12 protein-coding genes are annotated in these 14,537 nt (G+C 68.1%); 6 read left to right on the top strand and 6 right to left on the bottom strand.

The annotated features are described in order from the left end of the window. Window positions 1-63 precede the first annotated feature (63 nt). Complete coding sequence (locus GDI_RS06145) at window positions 64-309, top strand: DUF3126 family protein (RefSeq protein WP_012224521.1); 246 nt, start codon at window positions 64-66, stop codon at window positions 307-309. Here GDI_RS06145 and GDI_RS06140 read toward each other — a convergent pair. After that, complete coding sequence (locus tag GDI_RS06140) at window positions 254-997, bottom strand: DUF2939 domain-containing protein (protein ID WP_231854231.1); 744 nt, start codon at window positions 995-997, stop codon at window positions 254-256. The genes GDI_RS06145 and GDI_RS06140 overlap by 56 nt on opposite strands. Window positions 998-1,131: 134 nt before the next feature. Between GDI_RS06140 and GDI_RS06135 the strand changes: the two genes are divergently transcribed. From GDI_RS06135 to pyk, 4 genes are all read left to right on the top strand, one after another. Then, window positions 1,132-1,938 carry a HesA/MoeB/ThiF family protein gene (locus tag GDI_RS06135; protein WP_012224514.1) on the top strand — a complete coding sequence of 269 codons (807 nt, stop codon included), beginning with the start codon at window positions 1,132-1,134 and terminating at the stop codon, window positions 1,936-1,938. Next, the gene (locus tag GDI_RS06130; protein ID WP_012554074.1) at window positions 1,928-2,335 is read left to right on the top strand and encodes a DsrE family protein; all 408 of its coding nucleotides are present in this window, start codon (window positions 1,928-1,930) and stop codon (window positions 2,333-2,335) included. Before GDI_RS06135 ends, GDI_RS06130 begins: the two co-directional genes overlap by 11 nt. Before the next feature lie 264 nt (window positions 2,336-2,599). Beyond that, the gene (locus GDI_RS06125; RefSeq protein ID WP_012224510.1) at window positions 2,600-3,502 is read left to right on the top strand and encodes an SH3 domain-containing protein; all 903 of its coding nucleotides are present in this window, start codon (window positions 2,600-2,602) and stop codon (window positions 3,500-3,502) included. 78 nt (window positions 3,503-3,580) lie between these two features. After that, window positions 3,581-5,020: a pyruvate kinase gene (gene pyk, locus GDI_RS06120; RefSeq protein WP_012224507.1), complete on the top strand. Its 1,440-nt coding sequence runs from the start codon at window positions 3,581-3,583 to the stop codon at window positions 5,018-5,020. A gap of 28 nt (window positions 5,021-5,048) precedes the next feature. Here pyk and GDI_RS06115 read toward each other — a convergent pair whose 3' ends face one another. The 5 genes from GDI_RS06115 to GDI_RS06095 form a co-directional block, all read right to left on the bottom strand. Then, window positions 5,049-5,735: a YoaK family protein gene (locus GDI_RS06115; protein ID WP_012224505.1), complete on the bottom strand. Its 687-nt coding sequence runs from the start codon at window positions 5,733-5,735 to the stop codon at window positions 5,049-5,051. A 430-nt stretch (window positions 5,736-6,165) separates the two neighbouring features. Then, a complete protein-coding gene (gene aldA, locus GDI_RS06110; RefSeq protein WP_012224501.1) occupies window positions 6,166-7,614 on the bottom strand; it encodes an aldehyde dehydrogenase in 1,449 nt (482 codons plus the stop codon). Window positions 7,615-7,769: 155 nt separating this feature from the next. Continuing rightward, entirely contained in the window at window positions 7,770-9,272 is a 1,503-nt protein-coding gene (locus GDI_RS06105; protein WP_012224499.1) for an efflux transporter outer membrane subunit, read from the bottom strand. Between the two features lie 4 nt (window positions 9,273-9,276). After that, window positions 9,277-12,438, bottom strand: coding sequence for an efflux RND transporter permease subunit (locus tag GDI_RS06100; RefSeq protein ID WP_012224497.1), 3,162 nt, complete (start codon window positions 12,436-12,438; stop codon window positions 9,277-9,279). 6 nt (window positions 12,439-12,444) lie between these two features. Continuing rightward, window positions 12,445-13,740, bottom strand: a complete 1,296-nt coding sequence (locus GDI_RS06095) for an efflux RND transporter periplasmic adaptor subunit (protein WP_081434721.1) — start codon at window positions 13,738-13,740, stop codon at window positions 12,445-12,447. Between the two features lie 77 nt (window positions 13,741-13,817). Between GDI_RS06095 and GDI_RS06090 the strand changes: the two genes are divergently transcribed. Further along, the gene (locus GDI_RS06090; protein ID WP_231854229.1) at window positions 13,818-14,525 is read left to right on the top strand and encodes a TetR/AcrR family transcriptional regulator; all 708 of its coding nucleotides are present in this window, start codon (window positions 13,818-13,820) and stop codon (window positions 14,523-14,525) included. Window positions 14,526-14,537: the final 12 nt, after the last annotated feature.

Below are 14,537 nucleotides of genomic sequence, written 5' to 3'. Positions count from 1 at the left end.
GACCGCGTCCGGCCGCCCGGGCCTTGCGACCGGACCCTTATCCCCGACCAGGAGCACTGAATTATGACCAGCATGTCCGCCTCCGAGATCACCCGGTTGCAGGTATGCCTGCGCCGCCTGCTGGGTTCGCCCGAACTGACGGTGAATCCCCCCCCGCGCGCCGGTCTGTCGGTCGAGATCGCTGTGAAAGGCGAAATCATCGGCACCGTCCATCGGGACGAGGATGAGGGCGAGGTGTCCTACGCCCTGCATATCACGATCCTGGAAGAAGACCTGCCCGCCGACACCACGGACCGACCGCGCCGATGAACGGCCGGGGCGCGGGGCACCGACCGCGCCCCTTGACCGGGTCGCCTGGACTGAAGCCTTCAGTGAGGAAGGTAGGAGATCGGTCGGTGGCCACCGAGGCCTCGACGATCGGATGATTGCCCTGGCTTCCGGGCAAATCGACCTGGATGATTTTCCAGCGCCAGCCCTGGATGCGCATCTGCAGGCATAGCGGGCTGTCATGCTCGTGCCCCGGCAGGACGATGCGGGCCTGGAACATGTCGGGACGCAGGAAACGGACATGGACGTGACGCAGGATCGCGATCGGGGAGGCGGCGGGCGCGGGCTTGGCGGCCGGCATGACCTGGCCGATCAGGGTCGCGAGGGTGTCGGCGTTCACGTTCGTGTCGACGGCGTTGGATACCGCCGCCGTGGCGAACGAGGACCCGAATTCCGGCAGGTCGTCGTCATTGGCGGGCTGCGGGCTGACGACGCCGCCGAGGATCTGCGATTTCAGGCTGGTCTGCACCGCGCGCCAGTTCAGGAACGTTCCCACCGCCCGGGCATCGTGCGCCTGGATGGCGGAGGCCACGGACCACAGGGTCACGAAGGGCGAGGCGACGAAGAGCGAGAGGGACATGACGACCGTCACCGCGCAGATGCGGCGGGCCTGCTGCCGGCGAACGGCAATCATGTGGGCCGCTGGCATCAGACGTGTGAAACGGTTCATCGAAAAATCGTCCCTGTCATGCCGGGGCACCATACGATAAACATGCCCGACATGCATGTTTATCATGCCGGGTGATACAAATTGTTACAAACAGACAGGTCGCGCGCCATAATCCTGCGAACGGACCGGACCCCATGATCCCTGATTTTTCCGAAGCCGAAATCCAGCGCTACGCCCGCCACATCCTGCTGCCCGAGATCGGCGGCACCGGCCAGGCGGCGCTGCGCGCGGCCAGCGTGCTGATCGTCGGCGCGGGCGGCCTGGGGTCGCCGCTGGGCCTGTACCTGGCGGCGGCGGGCGTGGGACGGATCGGGCTGGTCGATGACGACGTGGTGGACCTGTCGAACCTGCAGCGCCAGATCGCCCATACCACCGGGCGGATCGGCCAGCGCAAGGTCGAGTCGGCCGCCGAGGCGATGCGCGCGGTCAACCCGCTGGTGCGGGTCGAGCCCCATGCGACGCGCCTGGATGCCGGCAATGCCCGGGCACTGGTCGGGGGCTACGACCTGGTCTGCGACGGCAGCGATAATTTCCGCACCCGCTACCTGGTCGCCGATGCCTGCGCGCTGGAGCGGCGGACCCTGGTATCGGCCGCCGTGCTGCGGTTCGAGGGGCAGATATCCACCTTCCGGCCGCATCGCGGCGGGCCGTGCTATCGCTGCCTGTATCCCGCCCCCCCGCAGGACGGCGCGGTGCCGTCCTGCGCCGAGGCCGGCGTGTTCGGCGCCGTGACCGGGGTCATGGGCACGCTGCAGGCAACCGAGGCGCTGAAGGAGATCCTGGAGATCGGCGAGAGCCTGGACGGACGGCTGCTGGTCTGGGACGCGCTGGCGGCGCGGTTCCACACCGTCCGCCTGGCGCCGGACCCCGATTGCGCGCTGTGCGGCCCGCACGCCAGCATCCATGACCTGTCGGCGCATGGGGCCGCCGATGTCCGCTGAGCCGGGGCACGCCGAGGCGGGACAGGAGGGCCTGGCCATCCTGCTGCTGGATGGCGGGTACGAGCGCGCGCATTATGCCCTGGTCCTGGCCGCCGGGGCGCTGGCGGTCGATCGCCCGGTGCTGCTGTTCGCCGCCGGCCACGGGGTGCATGCCCTGGCCCGGGACTGGAGCGGACTGCGCGGCGCCGGGACCGACGGCGCGGTGCAGGCCAGCGGCGTGGCCGGGTTCGATACCCTGCGCGACGCCGTGCTGGCGCTGGACGGAGTCCTGATGGCCTGCGAGTCCGGATTGCGCATCGCCGGCCTGCCGGCCGACGCCCTGCTGCCCGGGGTCCGGGTGGCGGGCGTGCCCAGCTTCCTGGACGCGGCCCGTGGGCGGCAGATCATCAGCCTGTGAAGAATTCGCGGACGCCCTCCAAAACCCCTTGCCGAGCGGCCTGGGCCTTGGCAGGGATGCAGCCATGACGCTTCCCTCGCCCGTCGTCCCTTCCGTTGGCACCTGCCGGCCAGCGCCGCGCCGGCCGGCGGAACCGTCCGCCGTGGCTGGCTGGTCTGCGCCGCCATCCTGGCCCCGGCCGCGCTGGGCGCCCCGGGCGCGGCCGCGCAGCAGACCGCCACGCATCACCGCCACCACCACCATCATGCGCCGGCAAACGCACCCGTGCCGGCCGCAACCGCCGCGCGCCATCATCATCACGCGGCCGCCCCCGCGCCCCACGGGCACCACCCCGCCCCCCACCATGCCGGGGCGATTCACGGGGGAACGCCGCCTCATCACCATCATGTGATCGCGCCCCGCCATGCCGCCCTTCCCCCTGCCGCGACGGGTGTGGCGGCCGGCGCGGCAGCGGGGGTGGCGGCCGGGACGGCGGGACCGGCGCAGGCCGAGACGGCCATCCCGTCCCCCCCCGGACCGGCGGATGCCGCCGCGATAGACAAGGGCACCGTGACCGGCCTGCCGCTGCCGCGCTTCGCGGCGCTGCGCGCGGACGAGGTGAACATGCGTTCGGGCCCTGGCCAGCGCTATCCTATCGCCTGGGTCTATCACCGCCGCGACCTGCCGGTGAAAATCGAGCGGGAATTCGACGTCTGGCGCCTGGTCGAGGATTCCGACGGCCAGAAAGGCTGGGTCCATCAGGCGACGCTGGTCGGCGCACGCACCTTCGTGGTGCCCGGGCTGCCGCCGGTCGACCCCGCATCAGATGCTGCTGCCCAGGGTGCTTCTGCCCAGGGCGCCCCTGCCCGGAGCGGGACCGCCCCGGCCGGCGGCAAGCCCGCCGCCCCGACGCCGCAACCGGGGCCGGGCGGCCATTTCGACACCACCGTCGTCGGCCACCTTGCGGACCCGGCGGCGGCGGCCACGATCCCGGGCGCCGTCATCCTGCGCGCGGCGGCCGATGCCGCATCGGCGGTCGTCGCGGTGCTGAAGCCGGGTTCCGTCGGCACATTTCGCACGTGCGCCGCCGGCACAACCTGGTGCAGGGTCAGCGTGCAGCATTATTCGGGCTGGCTGGACCGGTCGTCGGTCTGGGGTCTTCTGCCGCAGGAGACCATCCAGCCGTAGTGACGCCGATCGGGCGTCCGACTGACGAAGACCAGAAGATCCGCTTACGGACATGAATCCAGAAGGAGAAAGCGCCCTATGACCATCGTCTCCGCCTCTCGTCCCCGTCGGACGAAAATCGTCTCGACCCTCGGCCCGGCATCGTCCAGCCGGGAAGTGATCCGCGCACTGGCCGAGGCCGGCGCCGACGTGTTCCGCCTGAACTTCTCGCACGGCACGCATGCGGACCACGCCGCGCGGCATGAGATCATCCGCTCGGTCGAGGCCGAGCTGGGCCGCCCGATCGGCATCCTGGCCGACGTCCAGGGCCCCAAGCTGCGCGTGGGCACCTTCGAGAACGGCAAGGTGACGCTGCGGACCGGCGCCTCGTTCCGCCTGGACCTGGACGACGCGCCCGGCAACGAGGAACGCGTGCGCCTGCCGCACCCGGAAATCATCCATGCCGCGACGGTCGGCAGCAACCTGCTGCTGGATGACGGCAAGCTGCGGCTGGTGGTGCGTGAGGTCGGACCCACCTACCTGGATACGATCGTGGCCGTGGGCGGCGTGCTGTCCGAGCGCAAGGGCGTGAACGTGCCCGACATCGTGCTGCCCATCCCCGCCCTGACCCCGAAGGACCGCAAGGACCTGGATTTCGCGCTGGAACTGGGCGTCGAATATATCGGCCTGTCCTTCGTCCAGCGCCCCGAGGACGTCGAGGAAGCCCGCGCCATCGCCGCCGGCCGCGCCTGGATCATGACCAAGGTGGAAAAACCGCAGGCCATGGACAATCTGGACGAGATCGTCCGCCTGTCCGACGCGGTGATGGTCGCGCGCGGCGACCTGGGCGTCGAACTGCCGCCCGAGGCCGTGCCGCTGGCCCAGAAGCGCATCATCCGCCTGGCCCGCCAGTTGGGCAAGCCGGTGGTGGTCGCGACCCAGATGCTGGAAAGCATGATCACCGCCCCGACCCCCACCCGGGCCGAGGCGTCGGACGTGGCCACCGCCGTGTTCGACGGCGCCGACGCCGTGATGCTGTCGGCCGAAACCGCGGCCGGCCAGTATCCGCAGGAAGCGGTCGGCATCATGAACCGGATCGTCAGCCGCGTCGAAGAGGACTCGGTCTGGCAGTCGATCATGCAGGCAAGCTGCCCGGCGCCCGAGGGATTCGTCGCCGATGCGATCGCGGCGGCGGCGGGGCAGGTCGCCACCACCGTGGGCGCGCGCGCGATCGTCGCCTTCACCCTGGCCGGCGCCACCGCGCTGCGCATCTCGCGCGAGCGGCCGTCGTGCCCCATCATCGGCCTGACGCCCACCGACGAGATCGCGCGGCGGCTGTGCGTCGTCTGGGGGGTCCAGGCGCAGTCCGTCGGACAGGAAACGCCGGTGCGCACCGTCGAAACCGTGGTGGACCAGGCGATCGAATCCACGGTCGCCAGCAGCCTGGCACGGTCGGGCGATACGATCGTGATCGCGGCCGGGCTGCCGTTCGGCGTGGCGGGCAGCACCAACACGCTGCGGGTCGCCCGGGTGAAGTAAACGTTCGGGGCCCTGTCCCGGACTCCGCCTAGACGTTGCCGGGACCGGCGTTTTCCAGCCGGTCCAGCAACGGATGATCCTCCAGGTACAACAGGAAACCGGCGCAGCCGATCGTCACGCCCACCATGGCGATCGCGCCGGCCACCGACACGCTGGAGACGAACGTCCCCAGCACCGCGCCGCCGAACAGGCCCAGGATCGCGGCCAGCCGCCGCCACGCGCCGCGCGACGGCCCGCCGGCCAGGCGGCTGTCATGCACCAGCCCGTGCAGCAGCATCGTCGCCGCCGGCAATGTCAGGTCGGTCACCTGCGCATGCCGCGTGGCCGAGGTCTGCAATCCCATGGCAATGGCCAGGATGACCAGCGTCATGAAATGGCGCCACGGCATGCCCGCCCACCAGACGGCCGACGCCGCCAGGACCAGCGTCCCCACCGCCATCAGCAGGTCGGCCACCGTGCGCCGCCGCGAATGGGCCCGCCGCACCAGCCTCCCGCCCACCGCCGCGCCGATCAGATAGGACCCGATGGCCAGCAGCCCCGGCCCGAGAATGGATTCGGCCGAGGCCAGATGCACCGCGATCAGGATCAGCGTGGCGGTCATGTAGCCGGTAAAGACCTTCAGATGGACCAGCGATACGGCGTCCAGCGCGCCCATCGCCACCGTGACCATGATAACGGCGATGACCAGTCGGGGATCATGGGGCGTCGGTTTCACGGTCTGCGTCTACTCCTGGGGGCGGGACGCCGCGCATATCGCGAACGGACCAATAAAAAAGGGTGCATCGCACGCGATGCACCCCCTGGGTCCCCAAGTTCACGAAGGTTCAGACCCTTCGCATTTTTATTCCCGCGATCGCTATGCCGCAGGTTTCTTGTTTTTTTCGGAGCGGTGCCGTTCCGGTCTTTCTCGCTCTGGTGAACCTTCAATGACCGTTTTTTTTCTGCCCGTCAACCGGAATACGCAAATAATCGTCCGACGATGCTTTTGTTGCAGTGCACAATACAATGCCGCGCACAATAAATCGCGACATCACAACAGATGTTATTTCGGGCGATGCAACTTTTCGCGGCACGGCACGGCCGGTCGCCCCGCCTGCCTGATAAACAGGCGGGACGGGACGCGACCGGCCGGATCGGGCGTGTGATCAGGCGTTCAGATAGATGGTCTGCGTCTCGACATAGGCTTCCAGGCCGTGCTGGCCGTCTTCACCGCCGATGCCGCTGTCGCGATAGCCGTGATGGAAGCCATGCGCGGACTCGCCGCTCTCGCGGTTCACATAGACCTCGCCGAATTCCAGTTCGGCGTTGATCTTCATGATCCGGTCCAGGCTGTTGGTGAACACGTAGGCCGACAGGCCATAGCGCGAGGCATTGGCCTGGCGGATCGCGTCCTCGTAGCTGTCCACCCGGATCAGCGAGAGGACCGGCCCGAAGACCTCGTTCCGGGCGATGTCCATCGTCCCGGTGACACCGGTCAGCAGCGTGGGCGCATAGAACTGCCCCCTGTCATAGAGGCCGCCCGTCAGCCGCGCGCCGCCCCGTTCCAGCTTCGCGCCCTGTTCGACCGCGCGCCGGACCATCTGGTCGACCTTTTCGAGTTCCGGGCCGCAGACCTTCGGCCCCATGTCCGTCGCCTCGTCCAGCGGGTCGCCGACCTTCAGCTTTTCGATGCGGGCACGCAGCCGGGCCGCGAAGGTGTCATAGATTTTCGCATCGACATAGGTGCGCTCGTTCGCCGTGCAGACCTGGCCGGCATTGCCGAAGCGCGACACCACGGCGGCTTCCACGGCGCGGTCGATGTCCGCGTCGTCCGCCACGATGAACGGCGCCTTGCCGCCCAGTTCCAGGCGCACGATCTTCAGGTGCTCGGCCGCGGCGGCCATGATCTTCTTCCCGGCGGACGTGCTGCCGGTCATGGTGATCAGCCGCGTGTCCGGATGCGCCACCAGCGGAACGCCAACGCGCGGACCGTCGCCGGTGACGATATTGACCACGCCCGCCGGGATGTCGGCCTCGGCCACCAGCCTGGCCAGTTCCAGCGCGGCCAGCGGCGTCATTTCATGCGGCTTGATGACGATCGCATTGCCCGCCGCCAGCGCCGGGCCCAGCTTGCGCGCGACCAGCGCCAGCGGGAAATTCCAGGCGGCGATGGCGCCGACGACACCGACCGGCTTGCGGTCGATCAGGATCTTCTCGCCGGAGCGGGAGCCCGGAAGGATCTCGCCTTCCAGGCGGCGGGTATTTTCGGCCGCGAAGCGCAGCAGGTCCGTGGCGAACGCGACTTCGACGCGCGCCTCGCGGATCGGCTTGCCCATTTCCCGCGTGATCGTGCGTGCCAGATGCTCGGCATCCCGTTTGATCAGGCCGATGAGGCGATACAGGTCATCCGCCCGCTCGGTCGCGGTCCTGCGGCTCCATCCCGGCATCGCCTGCTTCGCGGCCGCCACGGCACGGTCGACATCCTCGGACGTGCCGTTGGCGACCTCGGCGAGGACGTCACCCGTCGCCGGGTTTTCCACGGCCAGGCGCTCGCCCTTGGCCGCCGGCACCCAACGGCCGTCGATGAAAAGATCATAGGTTTTCTGCAAAGCCATGTTCCTCTTCTTTCCGGCTCAGGATTCAACGAGAGTATGGCCAAAAGTTGCGGAACAGGGCTGGACCCAGCCCGGCGGCACGGACATGGCCATGAAAACGGCCATAAAAAAGGCGGGTCCCGAAGGACCCGCCCTGCCCGCACCGGCGATGCGACCTACCCCGACCGGACCGCCGTCGCCGGCGGAATGGTGCGTTCGGTCCAGCCGCCGCCCAGGGCGCGATAGACGGTGATCAGGTTCTGGTAGCGCGCTTCCTGCACTACGATCAGGTTCTGCTGCGCGGTATAGAGCGCGCGCTGCGCCTCGAGCGTGTTCAGGTAGGAATCCACCCCCGCGTCGAAGCGCATCCGCGCCAGCCGGTACGCATCGGCCGAGGACCCCACCAGCGCGTCGAGCTGCCGCGACTGGTCCAGGTAAGTCGCCCGCGCCGCCAGGGCGTCCGAGACCTCGTGGAACGCGGTCTGGATCGCCTTTTCGTACGCCATCAGGCGCTGGTCCCGCCGGGATTTGGAGACCTGCAGCGATCCCTCGTTCTGGCCCCAGGTCAGCAGCGGGATCTGCAATTGCGGGTTGGCCCCCCACGTCGTGGCGCCGGAGGTGAACAGGTTGCGGAACTGCAGGCTGGACACCCCGTCCGACGCCGTCAGGATCAGGCGCGGGAAGAAGGCGGCGCGCGCGGCGCCGATATCGTCGTTGGCCGACAGCAGCGCGAATTCCGCCGACACGACATCCGGCCGCCGGTCCAGCAGGTCGGACGGCAGCCCCGCCGGCAGGTCGGCCAGCACCGTCTGGCGGCCGAAGGGGGCCGGGTCCGGCAGGTTGGCCGGCAGCGGCGCGCCCACCAGCATAACCAGTTCGTTTTCATCCTGCGCGATCTGGCGCAGGTACTGGGCACGATAGGCGGCTGCCTGCTCGACCTGGGTTTCCACCTGGCGCAGGGTCAGCTGGTCGGTCTCGCCCCGGTCGAACCGCGCCTGGGTCAGGCGCAGCGTATCCTGCTGGGACGCCAGGGTACGTTCGGTCACCTGCAACTGCTCGCGGTCCGCCAGCCACGCGACATAGGTCGTCGCAACCTGCGAGATCACGCTGATCAGCAGCCCGCGCGCGTTGGCGGCCTGGCTGAGCACTTGGTCCGATGCCTCGCGCGACAGGCTGCGGATGCGGCCGAACAGATCGATCTCGTAGGACGAGAAGCCGATGCCGCCCGAGTAATATTTAAAGACGTGGCCGTTGCTGTAGTACTCGCCGTGTTTGCCCGCATCCAGGCCCGGCGCGAAGCTCAGGCCCCCATTCCCCGACGGCGCCTGGTAGAGCGCCATCCCGGTCCCGCCGATCTGCGGGAACAGCGAGGCATGCTGCACCCGGTACTGGCCCTGGGCCTCGATGACCGCCGAAGCCACCGAACGCAGGTCGCGATTGTCGCGCACCGCCAGCGCGATCAGCGCCTGCAGGCGCGGATCGACGAAGAAGTCGCGCCAGCCCAGGTCGGACGCCGCCGTCCCGATCTGCCCGGTGCTGCCGGCATGATAGGCCTCGCCTTTCGGCCAGCTTGCCGCGACCGGCAGCGCCGGCCGCTTGTAGTCGGGGATCAGCGTGCAGCCCGACAGCGCCGCCAGGACCAGCAGCCCGGCGCGGCGCGGAAGAGAAAACCCGTTCATCGACTCAACTCTCCTGACCGGACGGCCCGGCGGGACGGGACAGGTGCGCGTAGGGGTCCGGACGGTCCTTCACCCGCTTGACCCGGAACAGCCGCAGCACCAGCACGAAGAACAGCGGCACGAAATAGATGGCCAGCAGGGTGGCGGACAGCATGCCGCCCACCACGGCGGTGCCGATGGCGACACGCGCCCCCGACCCGGCGCCGGTCGCGATCGCCAGCGGAAACACGCCGCAGACGAAGGCGATCGAGGTCATCAGGATCGGCCGCAGGCGCTCGCGCCCCGCCTTGACCACGGAATCCAGCAGGTCGTCGCCGGATTCGAAGAAGGCCTTGGCGAATTCCACGATCAGGATCGCGTTCTTCACCGCCAGCCCCACCGTGGTCAGCAGGCCGACCTGGAAATAGACGTCGTTGGCCAGTCCGCGCCACAGCGTCGCCCCCAGCGCACCCAGCACGCCCAGCGGAATGACCAGCAGCACGGCCAGCGGAATGGCCCAGCTTTCATACAGCGCCGCCAGGCAGAGCAGGATCACCGTGCCGGCCAGTGCATAGAGCGGCCCGGTGGACGACCCCGAGGCCATCTGTTCGTACGACAGGCCGGTCCATTCATAGCCGATCCCGGGCGGCAGCTTGGCCAGGGCCTCCTGGATCGCGGTGATCGCGGTCCCGGTGCTGTAGCCGGCCGCGGGCTGGCCCAGGATTTCGAACGCGTTCAGGCCGTTATAATCCTCGACCTTCTGCGGGCCGACGATCCATTTGCCCGATGCGATGGCGTTGAAAGGCACCAGCCCGTTGGTCACGTTGCGCAGGTACCATTTGTTCAGGTCGCTGGGCAGCATGCGGGCATCGGGCTCGCCCTGGATGTAGACCTGCTTCACGCGGTCGTCGCGCATGAACTGGTTGACGTAGATCGACCCCAGCGCGCCTTCGATCGTCGTGTTGATCTCGGCATTGGTCACGCCCAGCGCGTTCGCCTTCTCGCGGTCGATGTCCAGCCGGTATTGCGGCGCATCCTCCAGGCCGTTGGGACGCACCGCCTGCAGGCGCGGGTCCTTCATCGCCGCCATCAGGATCTGGTTGCGCGCGGCCAGCAGCTTGTCATGACCCAGATGACCGCGATCCTCCAGTTCCAGATCGAAGCCGGTGGCGTTGCCCAGTTCCAGGACCGCCGGCGGATTGATGGCGAAGATCTGGGCTTCGGGATCGCCCCAGAAATGCATCATCACCCGCATCGCCACCGCCGAGGAGTTACGCGCGGCGCCGGGCCGGTCGTCCCAATCCTTCAGCCGGACGAAGAACGCGCCCGCGTTCTGGCCCTGGCCGGCGAAATTGAAGCCGTTCATCGAGAAGACCGACACGACGTTGGCGGACTCGCTCTTGAGGATATAGTCGGTGATCTTGCGGTTGACGGCGGCCGTCTGTTCCTGGGTGGCGCCCGGGGGCATGGTCACCTGGCCGAAGATCAGGCCCTGGTCCTCGTCCGGCAGGAAGCCGCCGGGAATCCGGGTGAACAGGAACAGGACCAGGCCGGTCACCAGCACGTACAGCACCAGCGACAGGGGCGCGCGCTTCAGCATCCAGCGCACCCCGGACTGATAGCCCGTATTGGCGCGGGCGAAGGTGCGGTTGAACCATCCGGCCGGCCCGCGCGTCTTTTCATGCGTGCCGGGCTTGAGCATCGTGCCGCACAGCGCCGGCGTGATGATCATCGCCACCAGGACCGACAGCCACATCGCCGCGACGATGGTGACCGAGAACTGGCGGTAGATCACGCCGGTCGATCCCCCGAAGGCCGCCATCGGCAGGAACACCGACGTCAGCACCAGCACGATGCCGACCAGCGCGCCCGAGATCTCGTCCATCGAGACGCGGGCGGCGTCCTTGGGCGAGAGGTTCTTCTCCGCCATCACGCGTTCGACGTTTTCCACCACCACGATGGCGTCGTCGACCAGCAGGCCCACCGCCAGGACCATGGCCAGCATGGTCAGCGTGTTGATGGAAAAGCCCAGTGCCGCCAGGATGCCGAACGTGCCCAGCAGCACGACCGGCACCGCGATGGTGGGAATCAGCGTGGCGCGGAAGTTCTGCAGGAACACCAGCATGACCAGGAAGACCAGGCCGATCGCTTCCATCAGCGTGATGACGACTTCCTTGATCGACAGCACGATGAAGGGCTCGGTATCCAGCGGGTAGACGACCTTCAGCCCCGGCGGGAAGAATTTCTGCAGTTCGTCCACCTGGGCGCGCACCGCCGTTTCCGTCGTCAACTGGTTCGCCCCGGGCGCCAGCTTCAGTGCCATGCCGACCGTGGGCTTGTTGTTGTAGAACGAGCTGATGTTATAGCTCTGCGGTCCCAGCTCGACCCGGGCCACGTCGCGGATGCGCACCTGCGAGCCGCCCTGGGCCACGCGCAGCAGGATATTGCCGAATTCCTGGGGCGAGGTCAGGCGTGTCGGGCCGACGATGGTGGCGTCCAGCCGCGCGCCCTGCCGGGCCGGCAGGCCGCCGATCTCGCCCGACGAGACCTGGATGTTCTGGTCCTGGATCGCGGCCTGCACGTCGCTGATCGTCAGGCCGTACTTGTACAGCTTGCCCGGGTCCAGCCAGATGCGCATGGCGTATTCGGCGCCGAACAGCGTGTGGTCGCCCACCCCCGACACGCGGCTGAGCGGGTCGGAGACGTTCGACGCCACGTAATCGGCGATATCGAAGCCCGACATGCTTCCGTCGGTGGAAATGAAGGCCAGCACCAGCATGAAGTTCTTGACGGCCTTGGTCACCGTCAGGCCCTGGGCCGTGACTTCGGTCGGCAGGCGCGGCTGGGCCAGCTGCAGCTTGTTCTGCACCTGCACCTGCGCAATGTCGGGGTCGGTCCCCTGCGCAAAGGTCAGGTCGATTTCCATCTGGCCGCTGGCATAGGACTGCGCCGACACGTACTCCAGGTGATCGAGGCCGTACATCTGCTGCAGGATGGGCCGCACGACGGTGTTGTTCACCGTTTCGGCCGACGCACCCGGATAGGTGACGGTGATGGCGATCTGCGGCGGCGCGATCGAGGGATATTGCGCGATCGGCAGGCGGAAGACGGCGACGGCCCCCACCAGCATGATCACCAGGCCGATGACCCATGCGAAGACGGGCCGGTCGATGAAGAAGCGCGACATGGATCGTTACCCCGCCTTGCCCTGATCCTGCGGAGCACCGCCCTGCGCGACCTCGGTGGGTGCGACGGTATCGCCGGGGTGGATCTTCTGCAGGCCGCTGACCACTACCCGATCGCCGGGCTTCAGCCCGTCGGTCACGATCCAGTCTGTGCCGACGGCGGCCCCGGTCGTGATCATGCGCGTCGCCACCTTGCTGTCCGCGCCCACGACCATGACCATGGGGTCACCGTGCGGGGTGCGCACCACCGCCACCTGCGGCACGCGCAGGGCCTTGGGATCGACGCCTTCCTGCAGTTCGGCATGCACGTACATGCCCGGCAGCAGCATATGGGCGGCGTTGGGGAAGATGGCGCGGACCACCACGGTGCCCGTCGTCTCGTCCACGTTCACCTCGGAGAATTCGAGGCGGCCCTGCGTTTCATAGCGGCTGCCGTCCTCCAGCGTCAGGCTGACGGTGGCGGCATTGTCGCCCGCGCGGCTCAGCCGTCCCTGGGCCAGTTCGCGCCGCAGTTCCAGAAGCCGCGTCGCCGCCAGGTTCACGTCGACATAGATCGGGTCCAGCCGGGTGACGACCGACAGGCTGCTGGACTGGCCCACGACCGCTAGGGCACCCACCGTCATCAGCGATCGGCCGATGCGCCCGGAAATCGGCGACAGCACGCGGGTATAGCCCAGGTCGACCGCCGCGCGGTCCATGTTGGCACGGCCCTGGGCGATGTCGGCATCGGCCTCGCGCGCCGCCGCCAGGGCGTCATCGTAATCCTGCCGGCTGACGGCGTGGGCCTGCGCCAGCGGGCCGTAGCGGTCCAGCCGCGCCTGTGCCGTCACCCGCGCGGCCTTGGCGTGCAGCCATTGCGCCTTCGCCATGTCGTAGGTCGCCTGATAGGCGGACGGATCGATCTGGTACAGCTGCTGCCCGGCCGTGACGTCCGAGCCTTCGACGAACAGGCGCTTCTGGATCACGCCCGCGACCTGCGGGCGGACCTGGGCGATTTCGACCGCTTCGGTGCGTCCGGGCAGGTCGGTGGTGACGCCGACCGGCGCCGCGCGCAGGGTCAGGACCTCGACCCTCTGCGGCGGCGGGGCGAGGGGCGCGGCCTTGCGGTTGCATCCGGCCAGCGCCAGGGACGCACAGGCGGCCAGAAGGACGGCACGATAAGGACGAGGGGGCGTCATGCGTGGTTCAACCCTGCAGAAAGCGTGGTGTGAAAGCGTGGTACGCCGGGTCGAACGAGGATGAATCACGGGGGGAATCCGGCCCGCGAAACCGACCCATGCAAGACCGGCATATGGAAACTGTATGGTTTTCTTGATTGGAAACTATTTCGTTTCTAAAATCCGGTCAATGGCTGTCATTCCGATGCCGTGAAGGAGATTTCATGATGCCCGCACCCGGGGCTGACATTTCGGACCTTGTGCGCCCCTGTCCCGACGAGGCAGTGGCCCAGGGCCCCGAAAAGCGCTGTCCCGGCCGCCCCCCGGTGCTGGAGGAAGGCGAACGGCGGGAGATGATCCTGAATGCCGCGTGCCAGGTGCTGGACGATCACGGCTATCAGTCCGCGTCGATGGACAAGCTGGCGCAACAGTCCGGCATGTCGAAAAAGACGATCTACCAGATGTTTCCGTCGAAGCACGACCTGTTCAGGACCCTGATCAGCGAACGGCTGTTCGACATGAAGCATGCCTCGGTCTGTCCCTGCCGCGACCTGCCGCCCGAAGAGGAACTGGTGCAGATCCTGACCTCCATCGCCGCCAACGCGCTACAGGCCGACCGGATGTGCCTGATCCGCGCCATCGTCGGCGAAATCCGCGATTCGGCGGAAATCCGCAAGATCATGCAGGACATCGAGATCAGTGGAAACTGCAACCAGGTCGAGGCCTGGCTGCGGCGCCAGCAGGCCGCCGGCACCTACATGATCGACGATGTCGAGGATCTGGGCCACGGCCTGTTCAGCATGACGGTGGGCAAGCTGATCCTGGCGGAACTGTTCCATTGCCGCGATCCCGCGACGCCGGCCGAGATCGAGGCGAATATCCGCCGCTGGATCCGCATCTTCCTGGGGGGGCTGGAGCAGATCGTTTATTAAGGCCGCGGCGCG

Source organism: Gluconacetobacter diazotrophicus PA1 5, from assembly GCF_000067045.1.
Classification (GTDB): Bacteria; Pseudomonadota; Alphaproteobacteria; order Acetobacterales; family Acetobacteraceae; genus Gluconacetobacter; species Gluconacetobacter diazotrophicus.
Note: the sequence above shows the minus strand (reverse complement) of the source record. Positions and strands in the feature narration are given on the sequence as shown.

Bases quoted from the DNA above. Each gene is read 5' to 3' on its own strand.
- GDI_RS06130 (WP_012554074.1), top strand. From the start codon at position 1,928: ATGTCCGCTGAGCCGGGGCACGCCGAGGCGGGACAGGAGGGCCTGGCC.
- GDI_RS06105 (WP_012224499.1), bottom strand. From the start codon at position 9,272: ATGAACGGGTTTTCTCTTCCGCGCCGCGCCGGGCTGCTGGTCCTGGCG.
- GDI_RS06090 (WP_231854229.1), top strand. From the start codon at position 13,818: ATGATGCCCGCACCCGGGGCTGACATTTCGGACCTTGTGCGCCCCTGT.
- GDI_RS06140 (WP_231854231.1), bottom strand. From the start codon at position 997: ATGAACCGTTTCACACGTCTGATGCCAGCGGCCCACATGATTGCCGTT.
- aldA (WP_012224501.1), bottom strand. From the start codon at position 7,614: ATGGCTTTGCAGAAAACCTATGATCTTTTCATCGACGGCCGTTGGGTG.
- pyk (WP_012224507.1), top strand. From the start codon at position 3,581: ATGACCATCGTCTCCGCCTCTCGTCCCCGTCGGACGAAAATCGTCTCG.
- GDI_RS06100 (WP_012224497.1), bottom strand. From the start codon at position 12,438: ATGTCGCGCTTCTTCATCGACCGGCCCGTCTTCGCATGGGTCATCGGC.
- GDI_RS06135 (WP_012224514.1), top strand. From the start codon at position 1,132: ATGATCCCTGATTTTTCCGAAGCCGAAATCCAGCGCTACGCCCGCCAC.
- GDI_RS06145 (WP_012224521.1), top strand. From the start codon at position 64: ATGACCAGCATGTCCGCCTCCGAGATCACCCGGTTGCAGGTATGCCTG.